Source organism: Buttiauxella izardii (genome assembly GCF_003601925.1).
Lineage (GTDB): Bacteria > Pseudomonadota > Gammaproteobacteria > Enterobacterales > Enterobacteriaceae > Buttiauxella > Buttiauxella izardii.
Window position 1 is genome coordinate 55,599 of the sequence record NZ_QZWH01000010.1, and the last position, 16,701, is coordinate 72,299.

17 protein-coding genes are annotated in these 16,701 nt (G+C 52.7%); 16 read left to right on the forward strand and 1 reads right to left on the reverse strand.

Features of this window, described 5'->3' with window-relative positions; genetic code table 11:
- The first annotated feature begins 15 nt into the window (after positions 1–15).
- Complete coding sequence (locus tag D6029_RS06855; RefSeq protein WP_120064044.1) at positions 16–1,194, forward strand: MFS transporter; 1,179 nt, start codon at positions 16–18, stop codon at positions 1,192–1,194.
- Positions 1,195–1,317: 123 nt separating this feature from the next.
- Here D6029_RS06855 and flk read toward each other — a convergent pair whose 3' ends face one another.
- On the reverse strand, positions 1,318–2,322 hold the full coding sequence (gene flk / locus D6029_RS06860; protein WP_120064045.1) for a flagella biosynthesis regulator Flk: 1,005 nt from the start codon (positions 2,320–2,322) through the stop codon (positions 1,318–1,320).
- Positions 2,323–2,424: 102 nt separating this feature from the next.
- Here flk and pdxB point away from each other — a divergent pair, with 102 nt between their 5' ends.
- From pdxB to hisP, 15 genes are all read left to right on the forward strand, one after another.
- Positions 2,425–3,561: a 4-phosphoerythronate dehydrogenase PdxB gene (gene pdxB / locus D6029_RS06865; RefSeq protein ID WP_120064064.1), complete on the forward strand. Its 1,137-nt coding sequence runs from the start codon at positions 2,425–2,427 to the stop codon at positions 3,559–3,561.
- Positions 3,562–3,631: 70 nt separating this feature from the next.
- A complete protein-coding gene (locus D6029_RS06870) occupies positions 3,632–4,645 on the forward strand; it encodes an aspartate-semialdehyde dehydrogenase (RefSeq protein ID WP_120064046.1) in 1,014 nt (337 codons plus the stop codon).
- Positions 4,645–5,460 carry a tRNA pseudouridine(38-40) synthase TruA gene (gene truA / locus D6029_RS06875; RefSeq protein ID WP_120064047.1) on the forward strand — a complete coding sequence of 272 codons (816 nt, stop codon included), beginning with the start codon at positions 4,645–4,647 and terminating at the stop codon, positions 5,458–5,460. The genes D6029_RS06870 and truA overlap by 1 nt, the downstream gene beginning before the upstream one ends.
- Positions 5,461–5,484: 24 nt before the next feature.
- Positions 5,485–6,144 (forward strand): DedA family protein, encoded by a 660-nt coding sequence (locus D6029_RS06880; protein WP_120064048.1) that lies wholly within the window; start codon positions 5,485–5,487, stop codon positions 6,142–6,144.
- Positions 6,145–6,282: 138 nt separating this feature from the next.
- A complete protein-coding gene (gene accD / locus D6029_RS06885) occupies positions 6,283–7,203 on the forward strand; it encodes an acetyl-CoA carboxylase, carboxyltransferase subunit beta (RefSeq protein ID WP_120064049.1) in 921 nt (306 codons plus the stop codon).
- A 65-nt stretch (positions 7,204–7,268) separates the two neighbouring features.
- Positions 7,269–8,537 (forward strand): bifunctional tetrahydrofolate synthase/dihydrofolate synthase, encoded by a 1,269-nt coding sequence (folC, locus tag D6029_RS06890; protein ID WP_120064050.1) that lies wholly within the window; start codon positions 7,269–7,271, stop codon positions 8,535–8,537.
- Complete coding sequence (gene dedD, locus D6029_RS06895; RefSeq protein ID WP_120064051.1) at positions 8,527–9,255, forward strand: cell division protein DedD; 729 nt, start codon at positions 8,527–8,529, stop codon at positions 9,253–9,255. Before folC ends, dedD begins: the two co-directional genes overlap by 11 nt.
- Positions 9,256–9,487: 232 nt before the next feature.
- The gene (gene cvpA / locus D6029_RS06900; protein WP_120064052.1) at positions 9,488–9,973 is read left to right on the forward strand and encodes a colicin V production protein; all 486 of its coding nucleotides are present in this window, start codon (positions 9,488–9,490) and stop codon (positions 9,971–9,973) included.
- Between the two features lie 38 nt (positions 9,974–10,011).
- Entirely contained in the window at positions 10,012–11,529 is a 1,518-nt protein-coding gene (gene purF, locus D6029_RS06905; protein WP_120064053.1) for an amidophosphoribosyltransferase, read from the forward strand.
- 109 nt (positions 11,530–11,638) lie between these two features.
- Positions 11,639–12,208, forward strand: a complete 570-nt coding sequence (locus D6029_RS06910) for a UbiX family flavin prenyltransferase (protein WP_120064054.1) — start codon at positions 11,639–11,641, stop codon at positions 12,206–12,208.
- Between the two features lie 297 nt (positions 12,209–12,505).
- Positions 12,506–13,288, forward strand: coding sequence for a lysine/arginine/ornithine ABC transporter substrate-binding protein ArgT (argT, locus tag D6029_RS06915; RefSeq protein WP_120064055.1), 783 nt, complete (start codon positions 12,506–12,508; stop codon positions 13,286–13,288).
- Between the two features lie 295 nt (positions 13,289–13,583).
- Positions 13,584–14,366, forward strand: a complete 783-nt coding sequence (hisJ, locus tag D6029_RS06920) for a histidine ABC transporter substrate-binding protein HisJ (RefSeq protein WP_120064056.1) — start codon at positions 13,584–13,586, stop codon at positions 14,364–14,366.
- A gap of 74 nt (positions 14,367–14,440) precedes the next feature.
- Positions 14,441–15,127, forward strand: a complete 687-nt coding sequence (locus tag D6029_RS06925) for a histidine ABC transporter permease HisQ (protein ID WP_120064057.1) — start codon at positions 14,441–14,443, stop codon at positions 15,125–15,127.
- Positions 15,124–15,840, forward strand: a complete 717-nt coding sequence (locus D6029_RS06930; RefSeq protein WP_120064058.1) for an ABC transporter permease — start codon at positions 15,124–15,126, stop codon at positions 15,838–15,840. Before D6029_RS06925 ends, D6029_RS06930 begins: the two co-directional genes overlap by 4 nt.
- Positions 15,841–15,850: 10 nt before the next feature.
- Positions 15,851–16,624 carry a histidine ABC transporter ATP-binding protein HisP gene (gene hisP, locus D6029_RS06935; RefSeq protein ID WP_120064065.1) on the forward strand — a complete coding sequence of 258 codons (774 nt, stop codon included), beginning with the start codon at positions 15,851–15,853 and terminating at the stop codon, positions 16,622–16,624.
- Positions 16,625–16,701 lie beyond the last annotated feature (77 nt).

Genomic DNA, 16,701 nt, shown 5'->3' on the forward strand with positions numbered 1-16,701 from the left:
CCAGGGAGCCGCAGTATGTCCTCAATAAATCATTCTCAGCTCAGTAATAAATCCGAAAACAAGTCCTTATTTGGCATAACCTTCGCGGTGTTTCTCACCTATATGACGGTTGGCTTGCCGCTGCCGGTTATTCCGCTTTTTGTCCACCATGAGCTTGGCTTTGGTAACACCATGGTTGGAATCGCCGTTGGGATTCAATTCCTGGCGACAGTTTTAACGCGCGGTTATGCCGGGCGTCTGGCCGATCAGCAAGGTGCGAAACGCTCGACAATGCAGGGAATGTGCGCCTGTGGATTTGCCGGTGTCGCTTATTTACTGGCGGCGCTATTGCCGGTTGATGCAATGGCGAAATTCGGTTTGTTGATAGTCGGGCGCTTGATTCTTGGTTTTGGTGAAAGCCAGTTGCTGACCGGAAATCTCACCTGGGGTTTGGGCCTGGTTGGGCCGGGGCGTTCAGGCAAAGTGATGTCCTGGACCGGAATGGCGATTTATGGCGCATTGGCCGCAGGCGCGCCGATTGGCTTGCTATTAAACAGCCATTGGGGATTTGTGGCGCTGGGTGTTTCGACTATCGCGTTGCCGCTGGTGGCTCTGGCGTTTAATGGTCGCATCCGCGCCGTGCCTGCGCATAAAGGCGATCGTCCTTCACTGTTTGCTGTGGTCGGCCTTATCTGGAAACCGGGGCTAGGGCTGGCATTACAGGGCGTCGGATTTGCGGTGATTGGCACCTTTGTTTCGCTTTATTTTATGTCGAACGGCTGGGCGTGGGCGGGCTTTACGCTTACCGCATTTGGCGGCGCGTTCGTGCTGATGCGTATCTTGTTTGGCTGGATGCCAGATCGTTTTGGCGGTGTGCGAGTGGCGTTAGTTTCACTGGCGATAGAAACCGTCGGGCTGGTTCTGCTTTGGCAGGCACCGGGCGCAGGTGTAGCGCTAATCGGTGCGGCGCTGACCGGCTGCGGTTGTTCGCTGATCTTCCCGGCGCTGGGCGTCGAGGTGGTGAAACGCGTTCCGGCGCAGGTGCGCGGCACGGCATTGGGCGGATATGCGGCGTTTCAGGATATCTCGTACGGCGTTGCGGGGCCGTTAACCGGGCTGCTGGCGACCTCGATGGGTTACCCGTCGGTGTTTTTAGCGGCGGCAATTTCTGCGGTAGTGGGGATTGTTGTCACGCTTATCGCATTCCGCAAGTAACTGGGTAAATGGTGGATGACGCTATCGCTTATCCACCCTACGAAAACAAAGGCTTATGAAACCGAGGAGGTCGGATAAGCGCCAGCGTCATCCGACAAAACTGGCGCAAAGGGAACCTCATTTCTACATCACAATCCACAACAAAACCATCACCACAATCAATGCGACAAGCGCCATGCCTGGGCGTGCGCTGACTATCTTCATTGGCTCGATAAACGGCGCCCAGATTGGGCTGGCGATCGGCTGAATATGCTGTACTTCAGGCGTCGCAGGCTGGCGTTCCGCTCGCTTCAAAAACACCTGGTTCAAAATATCCTGCACCTGAGCGGTGGTCAGTAATGTCTGCGGTGCCGCCTGAAAACGCTGCTGGGAGTAATCCGTTATTTCTTTCCATTCAGCGGGTTCCAGCGGCTGTTTCAGTGCTGCCTGAATGGTGTGTAGCGTCGGCGTGTTTTGTTGGCTTAACGTCTGACGCGCCTGAAGCCAGGTGGTTAACAACGCAAAGTGTTTTGCCGGGATCAGTTCGCCCGTTTTCACCCCGCTTAACTCAAGCATCGACTGCCAGATTAACTTCCCGGACTCGCCCGTTGCGGCAGTGAGTTTGGCGACCTGTTTATTTAATGAGTTATGTTCCGCAGGCAATAATGGGCGATCGGTCGCCTGGCGCTGTTGCGGCTGCGGGATCGCCAACTGGTTATTTTGCAAAAGCGTCAGTACGCTTTTTAATTGTTCCGGCGTGAGTTGGCTCAGTGCCGTTTGCCCAAATTGCTGGCGAATATAATCGCTCACCGCCTGGCGATTATTACCCTGCGGCAAAAGTTCGCTGAGCTGCTGAACAACCTGGCGCGTGGCGTGAGTCGTTTGGGCCGTATTCAGGCGCTGGTTAAGATTTTGTTCAGCTGCGGGGAAGTGGCGTGAAAGCAAAGGCGTTTCACCTTTCAGGCCGAGATCGTGCTTGAGCCCCGCCCACACTTCAGCGCTTTGCTGCTGGTTTAGCGCAACGATACGCGTGATCAAACGTTCCAGAACGGTACGTTGCACAGTGGAAAGCGGAAACTCGCCTGCCGCAGAAGGTGTGGAGGGCGGTTCCCCCGGAGGACGCGCTGTCGCCCCCTGAATGGGTTGCATAGTCTAAATCCTTTGTCAGCCCCCGGCTCAAGTATGCCAGGACGGCAGATTATGGCACACTATCAGGCTTATTCTCGACGATTAACCGAACAGGTAGCTAACGTGAAAATCCTCGTTGACGAAAATATGCCCTATGCACGCGAATTGTTTAGCCGCTTAGGCGATGTCACCGCCGTTCCAGGGCGTCCAATTCCCGTTTCTGAACTGGCTGATGCCGATGCGTTAATGGTGCGTTCAGTCACCAAAGTGAATGCTGATTTACTCGATGGTAAAGCAATCAAGTTTGTCGGTACGGCGACGGCGGGCTGTGACCACGTTGACGAAACGTATCTTCAGCAAGCCGGTATCGCCTTTTCTGCCGCCCCTGGTTGTAACGCCATTGCGGTTGTCGAGTACGTCTTTTCCTCATTATTGATGCTCGCCGAGCGCGACGGCTTTAAGCTGACCGACCGCACGGTGGGCATTGTCGGCGTCGGTAACGTGGGTTCACGCTTGCAGGCACGTCTTGAAGCCTTTGGCATTCGCACGCTGCTTTGTGACCCTCCTCGCGCAGATCGTGGCGATGAAGGGGATTTCCAGCCGCTGGAAACTCTGGTGCGTGAAGCCGATGTGCTGACGTTCCATACGCCGCTGTTCAAAGACGGCGCGTATAAATCGCTGCATCTGGCCGATGAAAAACTGATCTCCAGCCTCAAGCCAGGCTCGATTCTGATTAACGCCTGCCGTGGCCCGGTGGTCGATAACGCAGCGTTGCTCAAATGCCTGGAGAACGGGCAGGATCTGAGCGTGGTGCTGGACGTTTGGGAGCCGGAACCGGAGCTGAACGTCGCGCTGCTCGATAAAGTCGACATCGGCACCGCGCACATTGCGGGCTACACGCTGGAAGGCAAAGCGCGTGGCACCACGCAGGTGTTTGAAGCATTCAGCGAATTTATTGGTCAGAAGCAACAAGTGGCTTTGGATACGTTGCTACCAGCGCCAGAATTTGGCCGTATTACGCTGCATGGCCCGCTTGATCAAGCGATACTCAAAAGACTGGTTCATCTGGTGTATGATGTGCGCCGCGATGATGCCCCGCTGCGGAAAGTCGCGGGTATTCCTGGTGAGTTTGACAAGCTACGCAAAAACTATCAGGAACGCCGTGAGTGGTCGTCGCTCTATATTCAGTGTGATGATGAAGCGGCAGCAAACCTGCTGCAAAAGCTAGGCTTTGGCGCCATCTATCACCCGGTGCGTTAAACAATCCTTCTCATTTTTCCCCGGCGTGATGCCGGGGAAATACTGCTATTTAAGTCTGGAGTAAACCAACATGTCTGAAGGCTGGAATATTGCCGTTTTAGGTGCCACGGGTGCCGTAGGCGCAGCTGTGATTGAACTGCTTGCCGAACGCCAGTTCCCGGTTGGTGAATTGTATGCCCTCGCGCGCAGCGAAAGCGCCGGTGAAAATATCCGTTACGAAGGCAAAACCGTGATGGTTCAGGATGCTGAATCATTCGACTGGACTCAGGTGCAACTCGCCTTCTTCGTGGCAGGCGCTGAAGCGTCAGCGCGTTATGTCGACGAAGCGACTAACGCCGGTTGCCTGGTTATCGACTCCAGCGGCCTGTTCGCCATGGAACACGATGTGCCGCTGGTGGTGCCAGACGTGAATCCATTCGTCTTAGGTGAATACCGCAATCGCAACCTGGTAGCCGTTGCAGATAGCCTGACCAGCCAGTTGTTGACCGCGTTAAAACCGCTTATCGAACAAGGCGGTTTATCACGTATTCAGGTGACTAATTTGCTGGCCGCTTCTGGCCGTGGCAAAAGTGCGGTCGATGCATTGGCCGGGCAGAGCGCTCGCTTGCTGAACGGTTTGCCAATTGAAGATGCTGACCTGTTTGGTCGCCAGTTAGCCTTCAACATGCTACCGCTGGTGCCGGATGCAGAAGGCAGCGTCCCGGTAGAACGCCGCTTGGTGAATGAAGTGCGCAAAGTGTTGCAGGACGAAGGTGTGTTGATTTCTTCGAGCTTCGTTCAGGCTCCGGTGTTTTATGGTCACGCGCAAATGGTTAACTTTGAAGCGATGCGCCCGCTGGCTGCGGAAGAAGCGCGTGATGCGTACATTCAGTTTGAAGATATCGAGCTTTCAGAAGAGGGCGAGTTCCCAACTCAGGTTTCTGATGCTTCCGGCAGTTCGCATATTTCCATCGGCTGTATTCGCAACGATTACGGCATGCCAGAGCAGATTCAATTCTGGTCGGTTGCCGATAACGTTCGCTTTGGCGGCGCGCTGATGGCGGTGAAAACCGCTGAAAAATTAGTGCAGGAGTATATGTACTAATGTCCGACGAGTTGCTTCAAAGCCCGCGTCACAAAATTGCACTTGGCATTGAATACGACGGCAGTAAATATTACGGCTGGCAGCGCCAGAATGAAGTGCGCAGCGTGCAGGAGAAGCTTGAAAAAGCGCTCTCCAAAGTAGCAGACGAGCCCATTAACGTGTTCTGCGCCGGGCGCACCGACGCAGGCGTTCACGCCACCGGCCAGGTTGTGCATTTCGAAACGCGGATGGATCGCAAAGACGCGGCCTGGACGCTCGGTGTAAATGCGAATTTACCTGGCGACATTGCCGTGCGTTGGGTTAAAAATGTGCCCGATGATTTTCACGCCCGCTTCAGTGCGACGGCGCGCCGCTATCGTTATGTGATTTATAACCAGCGTCTGCGTCCGGCGGTGATGTCTCAAGGTGTGACGCATTTTTACCATCCGCTGGATGCCGATCTTATGCACAGTGCGGCGCAATGCTTGCTGGGCGAAAACGATTTTACCTCGTTCCGCGCAGTGCAATGCCAGTCGCGTACGCCGTGGCGAAACCTGATGCACATCAACGTGACGCGCTACGGCGCGTACGTGGTGGTGGATATCAAGGCCAATGCGTTTGTGCATCATATGGTTCGAAACATTGTCGGCAGCCTGATGGAAATCGGCTGTGGCAATCAGGCAGAAGACTGGATGGCCCAATTGCTGGCAGCAAAAGATCGCAAGCTGGCAGCGGCAACCGGTAAAGCAGAAGGCTTGTACTTAGTTTCTGTGGATTACCCTGAACACTTTGCGTTGCCTAAACCCCCGATGGGGCCACTTTTTTTGGCAGACTAAGCCAGACGAAACAGGTAGATAACGATGGAATTTATCCGCTTCATTATTGATTTTATTCTGCACATTGATGTGCATTTGGCGGAGTTAGTTGCGCAGTATGGCGTCTGGGTTTATGCCATTCTGTTTTTGATTTTGTTCTGTGAAACGGGGCTGGTGGTCACACCGTTCCTGCCAGGTGATTCATTGCTGTTTGTGGCTGGCGCGCTGGCCGCGTTGCCGACCAACGATCTCAATGTTCACACAATGGTGATTTTGATGGTGATTGCCGCCATTGTTGGTGACGCGGTGAACTACACTATTGGGCGGTTGTTTGGCGAAAAGCTATTCAGTAACCCGGACTCCAAAATCTTCCGTCGCAGTTATCTCGATAAAACTCATGCTTTTTACGAGCGTCACGGCGGAAAAACGATTATCCTCGCGCGCTTCGTGCCGATTGTGCGAACTTTCGCACCGTTTGTCGCGGGCATGGGGCACATGTCCTATCGCCATTTTGCGATGTACAACGTTGCCGGTGCGTTGCTGTGGGTATTGTTGTTTACCTACGCAGGCTACCTGTTCGGCGATTTGCCGATTGTGCAGGAAAACCTGAAATTACTGATTGTGGCGATTATTGTGTTGTCGGTATTGCCGGGCGTGGTTGAGATTATTCGCCACAAACGTGCCGCCAAACGCCTGCAAAAGTAACCCCATCGCGCGGTTCGACCACTTTTTTATCCAAAGTCGCGGGCCGTTATGTTTTAATGAGCACCATTTATGGTCTGGGGCAGCTAATACTGCCACAGAAAAACTGGCATCGACCAGGTTCAAGCAGAAAGGTCATCAATGAGCTGGATTGAACGAATTCTCAATAAGAGTAATGTCACCCCTACCCGTAAGGCGAGTATCCCTGAAGGGGTGTGGACGAAGTGCGACAGCTGTGGCCAGGTTCTGTACCGTGCCGAGCTGGAACGCAATCTTGAAGTCTGCCCAAAGTGCGATCACCACATGCGTATGTCTGCGCGCGATCGTTTGCACAGCCTGTTAGATGAAGGCTCGATGTTTGAGTTGGGTAGTGAGCTTGAGCCAAAAGATATCCTCAAGTTTAAAGACTCTAAAAAATATAAAGACCGTCTGGCATCAGCCCAGAAAGAAACCGGCGAGAAAGACGCGTTGGTGGTCATGAAAGGCACGCTCTACAACATGCCAGTTGTGGCGGTGGCGTTTGAGTTTGCTTTCATGGGCGGTTCTATGGGTTCTGTTGTCGGCGCGCGTTTTGTTCGTGCTGTGGAACAGGCTCTGGAAGATAACTGTCCGATGATCTGCTTCTCCGCTTCCGGTGGCGCACGTATGCAAGAAGCACTGATGTCGCTGATGCAGATGGCGAAAACCAGTGCGGCATTAGCCAAAATGCAGGAACGCGGTCTGCCGTATATTTCGGTTCTGACTGACCCAACCATGGGCGGCGTTTCCGCAAGCTTCGCCATGCTGGGCGATTTGAACATTGCTGAGCCAAAAGCCCTGATCGGCTTTGCAGGCCCGCGTGTTATCGAGCAAACCGTTCGTGAAAAACTGCCGCCGGGCTTCCAGCGCAGTGAGTTCCTGATTGAAAAAGGAGCGATCGACATGATCGTTCGTCGCCCGGAAATGCGCCTGAAACTGGCAAGCGTTCTGGCGAAACTGACCAATCAGCCCGCGCCAAATCCGGAAGCGCCGCGTGAACCGATTGTGGTTCCGGCAGCACCGGAAGAAGGTCACGAGGCCTGATAGTTAATAAGGGCAGGCCAAATTGGTTCTGCCCTTTTTCTTGAACCGTAGACAGAGCGGGCATCATGGAAAAAACTCAAACTCCTCAAGCCACGTCGCCCCTGGCCACGTGGCTTTGTTATCTGGAAAACCTCCATTCTAAAACCATCGAACTTGGCCTTGATCGCGTAAAAAAAGTTGCCGCCACGCTCGATGTGCTGAAACCAGCGCCGACGGTATTTACCGTCGCGGGAACCAACGGCAAAGGCACAACGTGCCGCACCCTGGAAAAGGTGTTGATGGCGGCGGGTTACAGCGTCGGCGTTTACAGTTCACCGCATCTGGTGCGTTACACCGAGCGCGTGCGCGTACAAAGTGAAGAGCTGGACGAGGCGTACCACACGGCGGCGTTTGCCCAAATTGAAGCCGCGCGTGGCGAAACGTCACTGACCTATTTTGAGTACAGCACGTTGTCTGCACTATTGCTGTTCAAGCAACTGGCGGTGGATGTGGTGATTCTCGAAGTGGGCCTGGGCGGGCGTCTGGATGCGACGAATATTGTCGACGCCGATGTGGCGGTTGTCACCAGTATCGCGCTGGACCACACCGACTGGCTGGGGCCAGACCGCGAAAGCATCGGGCGTGAAAAAGCCGGTGTGTTCCGTGGCGGCAAACCGGCCATCGTCGGCGAGCCAGATATGCCGCACACCATTGCGGATGTGGCGACAGAAAAGGGCGCGCAACTGCTGCGCCGTGATGTCGACTGGTCTTATCAAGTGGGTGAAAATAGCTGGAGCTTTAAAGACGCTCAGGGCGAACTTCTCGACTTACCGTTGCCGCTGGTTCCTCAGCCGAATGCCGCGACGGCGCTTGCCGCTCTGCGAGCCAGTAAGCTAAATGTCAGCAATGCCGCTATTATTCAAGGCATTGAAGAAGCGACATTACCAGGCCGATTCCAGGTGATTTCTCAGGCACCGTTGGTGATCCTCGATGTGGCGCACAATCCCCATGCGGCGGCTTATCTTGCCGGGCGAATCGCGCAGTTGCCAAAACGCGGGAGTGTGCTGGCGGTTATTGGCATGCTGCATGACAAAGACATCGCCGGTACGCTGGCCTGTTTGTCGCCTCAGGTCGATAGCTGGTATTGTGCTCCATTAGAAGGCCCACGCGGTGCAACGGCGGAACAACTGATTGAACATCTCGGTCAGGGCGAAGTCTACGGCAGTGTGGCGCAAGCCTGGCATGCCGCAATGAAGGCAGCCACAGAAAATGATACCGTGCTGGTGTGTGGTTCATTTCATACAGTAGCCCACGTAATGGAAGCGCTGGACGCGGAGAAAGCAGGTGGCGAGTAAGTTTCAAAATCGATTAGTCGGAACCATCATTCTGGTCGCACTGGGGGTCATTATCCTGCCAGGGCTACTTGATGGTCAGAAAAAGCATTATCAGGATGAGTTTGCAGCCATTCCTCTGGTTCCAAAGCCGGGTGATACCGATGAGCCAGATATGCTGCCAGCGGCGACGCAGGCATTGCCTTCACAACCACCGGAAGGGGCTGCGGAAGAGGTGAGAGCGGGAACGGCGACCGCGCCGGGGCTTGATATCGCTTCTTTGCCGGGTGACGGCGGGGCGGGCATTGATGAAGTGCCGGTCAGCCGTGAACAGCCGAAGCCAAAGCCTGTGGCTGAGAAACCAAAACCTAAGCCGGTTGAAAAACCGCAGAGCAAACCTTCCGTTGATCAAACTGAAGAACGCCTGGCCATGATGAACGAAGAGCCGCCAGCGCCGGCAAAACCTGCGAAGCAAGAAACTGCTGAACAAGCGCCAACCGGCAAAGCTTACGTCGTGCAACTGGGTGCCTTAAAGAATGCCGACAAAGTGAATGAAATTGTTGGTAAACTACGCGGCGCTGGGTTCCGTGCTTACACGTCACCGTCGACACCAGTGCAGGGGAAAGTGACCCGTATTCTGGTAGGGCCAGATGCCTCGAAAGACAAGCTTAAGTCGTCTTTGGGAGAGCTGAATTCGCTTTCCGGGCTGAACGGTGTGGTGATGACTTACACGGCGAGGTAGGGATTTTTTTCGCCCTCACCCCGACCCTCTCCCCCAGGAGAGGGGGAAAAGCGACCAGTTCCTCTCCCTCAGGGTGAGGGTGGTTTAGGGCAAATTTTTAATGGCGTTGAGCATTTTTTCAACGCCATTATTTATTTACGCGGGGGAAGGAAATCCCTACGCAAACGTTTTCTTTTTCTGTTAGAATGCGCCCCGAACTGGACGTCAGGGCGATTTGTCGTGGGATTTGTTCATGGTTTGGATAGATTACGCCATTATTGCGGTCATCGGCTTTTCGGCTCTGATTAGTGTTATTCGTGGGTTTGTGCGTGAAGCGTTATCGCTGGTAACCTGGGGCTGTGCTTTCTTTGTCGCCAGTCATTACTACACTTACCTTTCTGTCTGGTTCACAGGCTTTGAAGACGAACTGGTACGTAATGGAATAGCTATCGCGATACTGTTTATCGCGACACTCATCGTCGGGGCGATAGTCAATTATGTGATTAGCGCGCTGGTGGAGAAAACCGGCCTGTCGGGTACAGACAGGGTGTTGGGGATCTGTTTTGGTGCGTTACGTGGAGCACTGATCGTCGCCGCCATTCTGTTCTTTCTTGATACGTTCACTGGTTTTTCTAAGAGTGACGACTGGCAAAAGTCGCAGCTTATCCCGCAATTCAGTTTCATCATCAGATGGTTCTTTGACTATCTGCAAAGCTCGTCAAGTTTCTTGCCCCGTTAATCGTAACGGGGGTCGTGGCTTAATGAGGAAAAGACAACATGTGCGGTATTGTCGGAATCGCCGGTTTTATGCCGGTAAACCAGTCTATCTATGACGCGTTAACGGTGCTTCAGCATCGTGGGCAGGATGCCGCAGGCATCGTCACCATTGATGCTCTCAATTGCTTCCGTCTGCGTAAAGCCAATGGCCTGGTGAGTGATGTATTCGGAGCCGTCCACATGCAGCGCTTGCAGGGAAACATGGGTATTGGCCATGTGCGTTACCCGACTGCGGGTAGCTCAAGCGCTTCTGAAGCCCAGCCTTTCTACGTTAACTCTCCGTACGGCATTACCCTTGCGCACAACGGTAATCTGACTAACGCTCACGAACTGCGCCAAAAGCTGTTTGAAGAAAAGCGTCGTCACATCAACACCACTTCCGATTCTGAAATCCTGCTCAATATCTTTGCCAGCGAGCTGGATAACTTCCGCAATTATCCGCTGGAAGCCGACAACATTTTTGCCGCCATTGCTGCGACGAACCGCCAGATTCGCGGCGCTTACGCCTGCGTGGCGATGATTATCGGTCACGGTATGGTGGCGTTCCGCGACCCGAACGGTATCCGTCCGTTGGTGATGGGCAAACGCGATTTGAACGATGGCCGTACCGAATACATGGTGGCTTCCGAAAGCGTTGCGCTCGATACGCTGGGCTTTGAGTTCCTGCGTGATGTCGCACCGGGCGAAGCGGTGTACATCACCGAGAAAGGGCAGTTGTTCACTCGCCAGTGTGCAGACAACCCGACCAGCAATCCTTGCCTGTTCGAGTACGTTTACTTTGCGCGTCCGGATTCATTCATCGACAAAATTTCCGTTTACAGCGCTCGCGTTGAAATGGGTAAAAAGCTCGGTGAGAAAATTGCTCGCGAGTGGGAAGATTTGGATATCGACGTTGTCATTCCAATTCCTGAAACCTCTTGCGATATCGCGCTGGAAATCGCCCGTATTCTCGACAAGCCGTACCGCCAGGGTTTTGTGAAAAACCGCTACGTGGGCCGCACGTTCATCATGCCGGGCCAGCAACTGCGTCGTAAGTCTGTGCGCCGTAAACTCAACGCCAACCGCGCTGAATTCCGCGATAAGAACGTGCTGCTGGTGGATGACTCCATCGTGCGTGGCACCACGTCTGAGCAGATTATCGAGATGGCCCGTGAAGCCGGAGCGAAGAAAGTTTACCTGGCTTCTGCGGCACCAGAAATTCGCTTCCCGAACGTTTATGGCATCGACATGCCAAGCGCTAACGAACTGATTGCCCATGGCCGCGAAGTTGACGAGATTCGTCAGTTGATTGGCGCTGACGGCCTGATTTTCCAGGATCTGAACGATCTGATTGAAGCGGTTCGCGTTGAGAACCCAGATATCACTCAGTTTGAGTGTTCAGTGTTCAACGGCGTGTATGTCACTAAAGACGTTGACCACGAATACCTGGAGTATCTTGAGTCACTGCGTAATGACGATTCCAAAGCGATTGCGCGTCAGAATGAAGTGGAAAACTTAGAGATGCACAACGAGGGTTAATACTATCCTCACCCTAACCCTCTTCTTCAAGGAGAGGGTTAGCACTTCTTGCATCCCCGCCCATCTTGCGGCAAAGTCAGCCCAGATAAACTCCTCGGGCGAATAAGATATGAAACGGTTAATTGTTGGGATTTCAGGTGCCAGTGGCGCGACTTATGGTGTGCGACTGCTTCAGGTGCTGGAACAATTACCCGAAATCGAAACCCATCTCATCCTGAGTAATGCCGCCCGGCAGACGCTCGCCTTAGAGACTGATATTTCACTGCGCGAAGTCCAGGCAATGGCTGACGTGGTGCATGATGCGCGGGATATCGCCGCCAGCCTCTCTTCAGGCTCTTTTAAGACGCATGGCATGGTCATATTGCCTTGTTCAATCAAAACCCTTTCTGGCATTGTTCACAGCTATACCGACGGCTTGTTGACGCGCGCAGCAGATGTAGTGCTTAAAGAGCGCCGCCCGCTGGTGCTTTGTGTACGTGAAACTCCGCTGCACCTTGGGCATTTGCGCCTGATGACACAAGCGGCGGAACTGGGTGCGGTGATTATGCCGCCAATGCCGGCGTTTTATCATCGCCCGCAAAGCGTGCAGGATATTATCGACCAGACCGTTAACCGCGTGCTCGACCAATTTGAGATTGAGCTTCCACAAGACTTGTTCACGCGCTGGAGCGGTGTATAAGTTTTGCCCGAGAGTGGTGCATCACAAAACCGGACGCCTCATCATGGGGCGTTTTTGTAACCCCGATCACTTCCAGAACATTTATCCGCTATTTTCCACCGTTAATGCTTTTTCCTCATACCAGACCTGCTATCTTTCATTCTTGTGACAGAGTTGTAACTTTTATTTAACACAAAAATGCACACTTTCTTTCACGCAAGAAAAAGTGGCATAAGAACTGCAACTCTCCGTCAGCAACACAAAACAAACACAACACGACATCACACATAATAAGATCCGTAAACTTGGGAGTTCCGTATGAAAAAGCAAGTTCTCGCTCTGTCTTTGCTGCTTGGCCTGAGCGCCACCGCAAGCGTGTTCGCAGCCATTCCGCAGAGCATTCGTCTTGGGACGGACGCAACATACGCACCGTTTTCTTCTAAGGATGCGAAAGGGGATTTTGTTGGTTTCGACATCGATTTGGGGAATGAGCTGTGTAAGCGCATTAATACCAAATGTACGTGGGTTGGCAGCGACTTTGATGCACTGATTCCATCGCTGAAAGCGAAGAAAATCGACGGCATCATATCTTCACTTTCCATCACCGAAAAGCGTCAGAATGAAATTGCCTTCTCAGACAAACTTTATGCCGCTGACTCCCGCCTGATTGCTGTTAAAGGCTCCCCAATTCAGCCGACGCTGGACTCCCTCAAAGGTAAACATGTCGGTGTTCTGCAAGGTTCTACGCAAGAAGCCTTCGCCAACGCTGAATGGCGTACTAAAGGCATTGATGTGGTGCCTTACGCAAACCAGGATTTAATCTATTCCGATCTGGCTGCGGGTCGCCTGGATGCTGCATTCCAGGATGAAACTGCTGCGAGTGAAGGCTTCCTGAAACTGCCAGCCGGTAAAGGTTATGAGTTCGCAGGCCCGTCTGTGAAAAACAAACAGTACTTTGGTGACGGCACCGGTATTGGCTTGCGTAAGGACGATACCGAGCTGAAAGCGGCTTTCGACAAAGCGCTGGCAGAGATGCGTAAAGACGGCACTTACGACAAATTTGCTAAGAAGTACTTCGATTTTAATGTTTACGGTGAATAAGTTTATCCCGTAGTCTGTAGCCCGGTTATGGTTCGCCATGGTCGGGCTGCATAAAATTGCAATCCAGGTTAAACGAGCTGCACTTTGCTGGTGCAAATTATTATCGTTGCACCAAAATAGTGATTTGATCGCATCTTATTGGTGCGGTGTGCTTTTCTGTTTTTTAGAAGATCACTTTTGGCGCGCCATGAATGGCAAAAAACACTATTATTGAGATGCATAACCTGGCATGGAACATGCAATTTTATCTGGTTAAAGCAATCACAGCATAAAAACAGTGACTTCGAGGATAATTATGAACAAGCAGATCATCGCTCTTTCTTTGGTACTGGCATTTTCCAGTGTTTCCACCGCTTTCGCCGCAATTCCTAAGAATCTACGCATTGGTACTGACCCGACTTATGCGCCGTTTGAGTCGAAAAACGCACAGGGTGAATTAGTCGGTTTTGATATCGATTTGGCAAAAGAACTCTGCAAACGCATCGAAACCAACTGTACCTTCGTGGAAAACCCACTGGATGCGCTGATCCCTTCGTTGAAAGCGAAAAAAATCGACGCGATTATGTCCTCGCTTTCTATCACTGAAAAACGTCAGCAAGAAATCGCCTTTACCGACAAACTCTACGCGGCTGATTCGCGTTTAGTGGTGGCGAAAGACTGCCCAATTCAACCGACTATCGAATCGCTGAAAGGCAAGCGTGTCGGCGTTCTGCAAGGCACGACGCAAGAAACCTTCGGTAATGAACACTGGGCGCCTAAAGGCATCGAAATTGTCTCTTACCAGGGCCAGGATTCTATCTACGCCGACCTGACTGCGGGCCGTATTGACGCTGCATTCCAGGATGAAGTGGCGGCCAGCGAAGGTTTCCTGAAGCAGCCAGTGGGTAAAAATTACCAGTTTGGTGGCCCGTCGATTAAAGACGAAAAACTGTTTGGCGTCGGCACCGGTATGGGCCTGCGCAAAGACGACACTGAATTACGCGAAGCGCTGAATAAAGCGTTCGCCGAAATGCGTAAAGACGGAACTTACGAGAAGTTAGCGAAGAAATACTTCGATTTCGATGTTTACGGTGGTTAACAGTCACCAGTGGTTAAACCTGCCCGCCCAGGGCAGGTTAAGTTTGTGCAGACACTGACGACAGGATACGCACCATGCTGTATGGGTTTTCTGAAGTAATCTTTAAAGGGGCGATCGTCACGCTGGAACTGGCGCTAAGCTCCGTTATCCTCGCCGTTATTATTGGCCTGGTGGGAGCCGGTGCTAAGTTATCCAAAAACCGCCCGCTAGCCATATTGTTTGAAGGCTATACCACTTTGATTCGTGGCGTGCCTGACCTGGTGCTGATGCTGCTGATTTTCTACGGCCTGCAAATGGCGCTCAACGTCTTAACCGACGCGATTGGTGCGGCGCAGTTTGATATCGACCCGATGGTGGCCGGTATCATTACCCTCGGTTTTATCTATGGTGCCTATTTTACCGAAACCTTCCGCGGTGCCTTTATGGCTGTGCCGAGAGGGCATATCGAAGCGGCAACCGCCTTTGGATTTACCGGTTCACAAACTTTTCGCCGCATTCTCTTCCCGGCCATGATGCGCTACGCATTACCGGGTATCGGGAACAACTGGCAGGTTATTTTGAAAGCCACCGCGCTGGTGTCTTTGCTGGGGCTGGAAGATGTGGTTAAAGCCACGCAGCTTGCCGGGAAAAGCACCTGGCAGCCATTCTACTTTGCGATTGTTGCCGGGATTATTTACCTGTTCTTTACCACGGTATCGAATGGCGTATTGCTCTGGCTTGAGCGCCGTTACTCGGTTGGCGTGAAGAGGGCAGACCTATGATTGAAATTATTCAGGAATACTGGAAAGCCCTGCTGTGGACGGACGGTTACCGCTTTACTGGCGTGGCAATCACCTTGTGGCTGCTGATTTCGTCGGTTGTGATGGGCGGGATTCTGGCGCTGTTTCTGGCGATTGGGCGCGTCTCAAGCAACAAATTTATCGCGTTCCCGATCTGGCTGTTTACCTACATCTTCCGTGGCACGCCATTGTACGTGCAGTTGCTGGTGTTCTACTCCGGCATGTACACGCTGGAAGTGGTGAAAGGCACGGTGCTGCTGAACGAGTTTTTCCGTAGCGGCCTGAACTGTACGGTGCTGGCGTTGACGTTAAATACCTGTGCGTATACCACTGAAATTTTTGCCGGAGCGATTCGCTCAGTGCCACATGGCGAAATTGAAGCGGGTCGCGCTTATGGCTTCTCGCCATTCAAAATGTACCGCTGCATTATTTTGCCATCGGCGTTGCGTATCGCGCTGCCTGCTTACAGCAACGAAGTGATTTTGATGCTGCACTCCACGGCGCTGGCATTTACTGCCACGGTACCGGATCTGCTGAAAATCGCCCGTGATATCAACTCCGCGACCTACCAGCCATTTACCGCTTTCGGTATTGCTGCGGTGTTGTACCTGTGTATTTCTTATGTGCTGATTAGATTGTTCCGCAAGGCCGAACAACGCTGGTTGCAGCATATTAAACCAAGCTCAACCCATTGAGTGTGCAATGATGACTGATAAAAAATTAAGCGTTACCGACCTGCACAAGCGCTACGGCCAACATGAAGTGCTGAAAGGCGTCTCTTTACAAGCCAATGCTGGCGATGTGATAAGCATCATTGGTTCATCGGGTTCCGGGAAAAGTACCTTTTTGCGCTGTATTAACTTCCTCGAGAAACCGAGTGAAGGGACGATTGTCGTCAATAACCAGAACATTAACCTGGTACGCGATACCGACGGGCAACTGAAAGTCGCCGATAAAAATCAGCTGCGTTTACTGCGCACACGCCTGACGATGGTGTTCCAGCATTTTAACTTGTGGAGCCACATGACGGTGCTGGAAAACGTCATGGAAGCGCCGATTCAGGTACTTGGGCTGAACAAGCAAGAAGCGAAAGATCGTGCGGTGAAATACCTGGCGAAAGTGGGTATTGATGAGCGCCAGCAGGCGAAATATCCGGTGCATCTTTCCGGCGGTCAGCAGCAGCGCGTTTCAATCGCCCGTGCGTTAGCAATGGAACCCGAAGTGTTGTTGTTCGATGAACCGACTTCTGCACTTGATCCAGAGTTGGTAGGTGAAGTGCTGCGCATCATGCAGAAACTCGCCGAAGAAGGGAAAACCATGGTGGTGGTGACGCATGAGATGGACTTTGCACGCCACGTTTCAAACCATGTGATCTTCTTGCATCAGGGCTTAATCGAGGAAGAGGGGACGCCAGCAGAGTTGTTCGGCAATCCGAAGAGTGCAAGGTTGCAGCAGTTTTTGTCGGGGTCGTTGAAGTAATCCCCTCACCCTAACCCTCTCCCAAAGGAGAGGGAACTATTCGGTTTTCCCCTTCACCTGGGGGAGAAGGCTGGGAT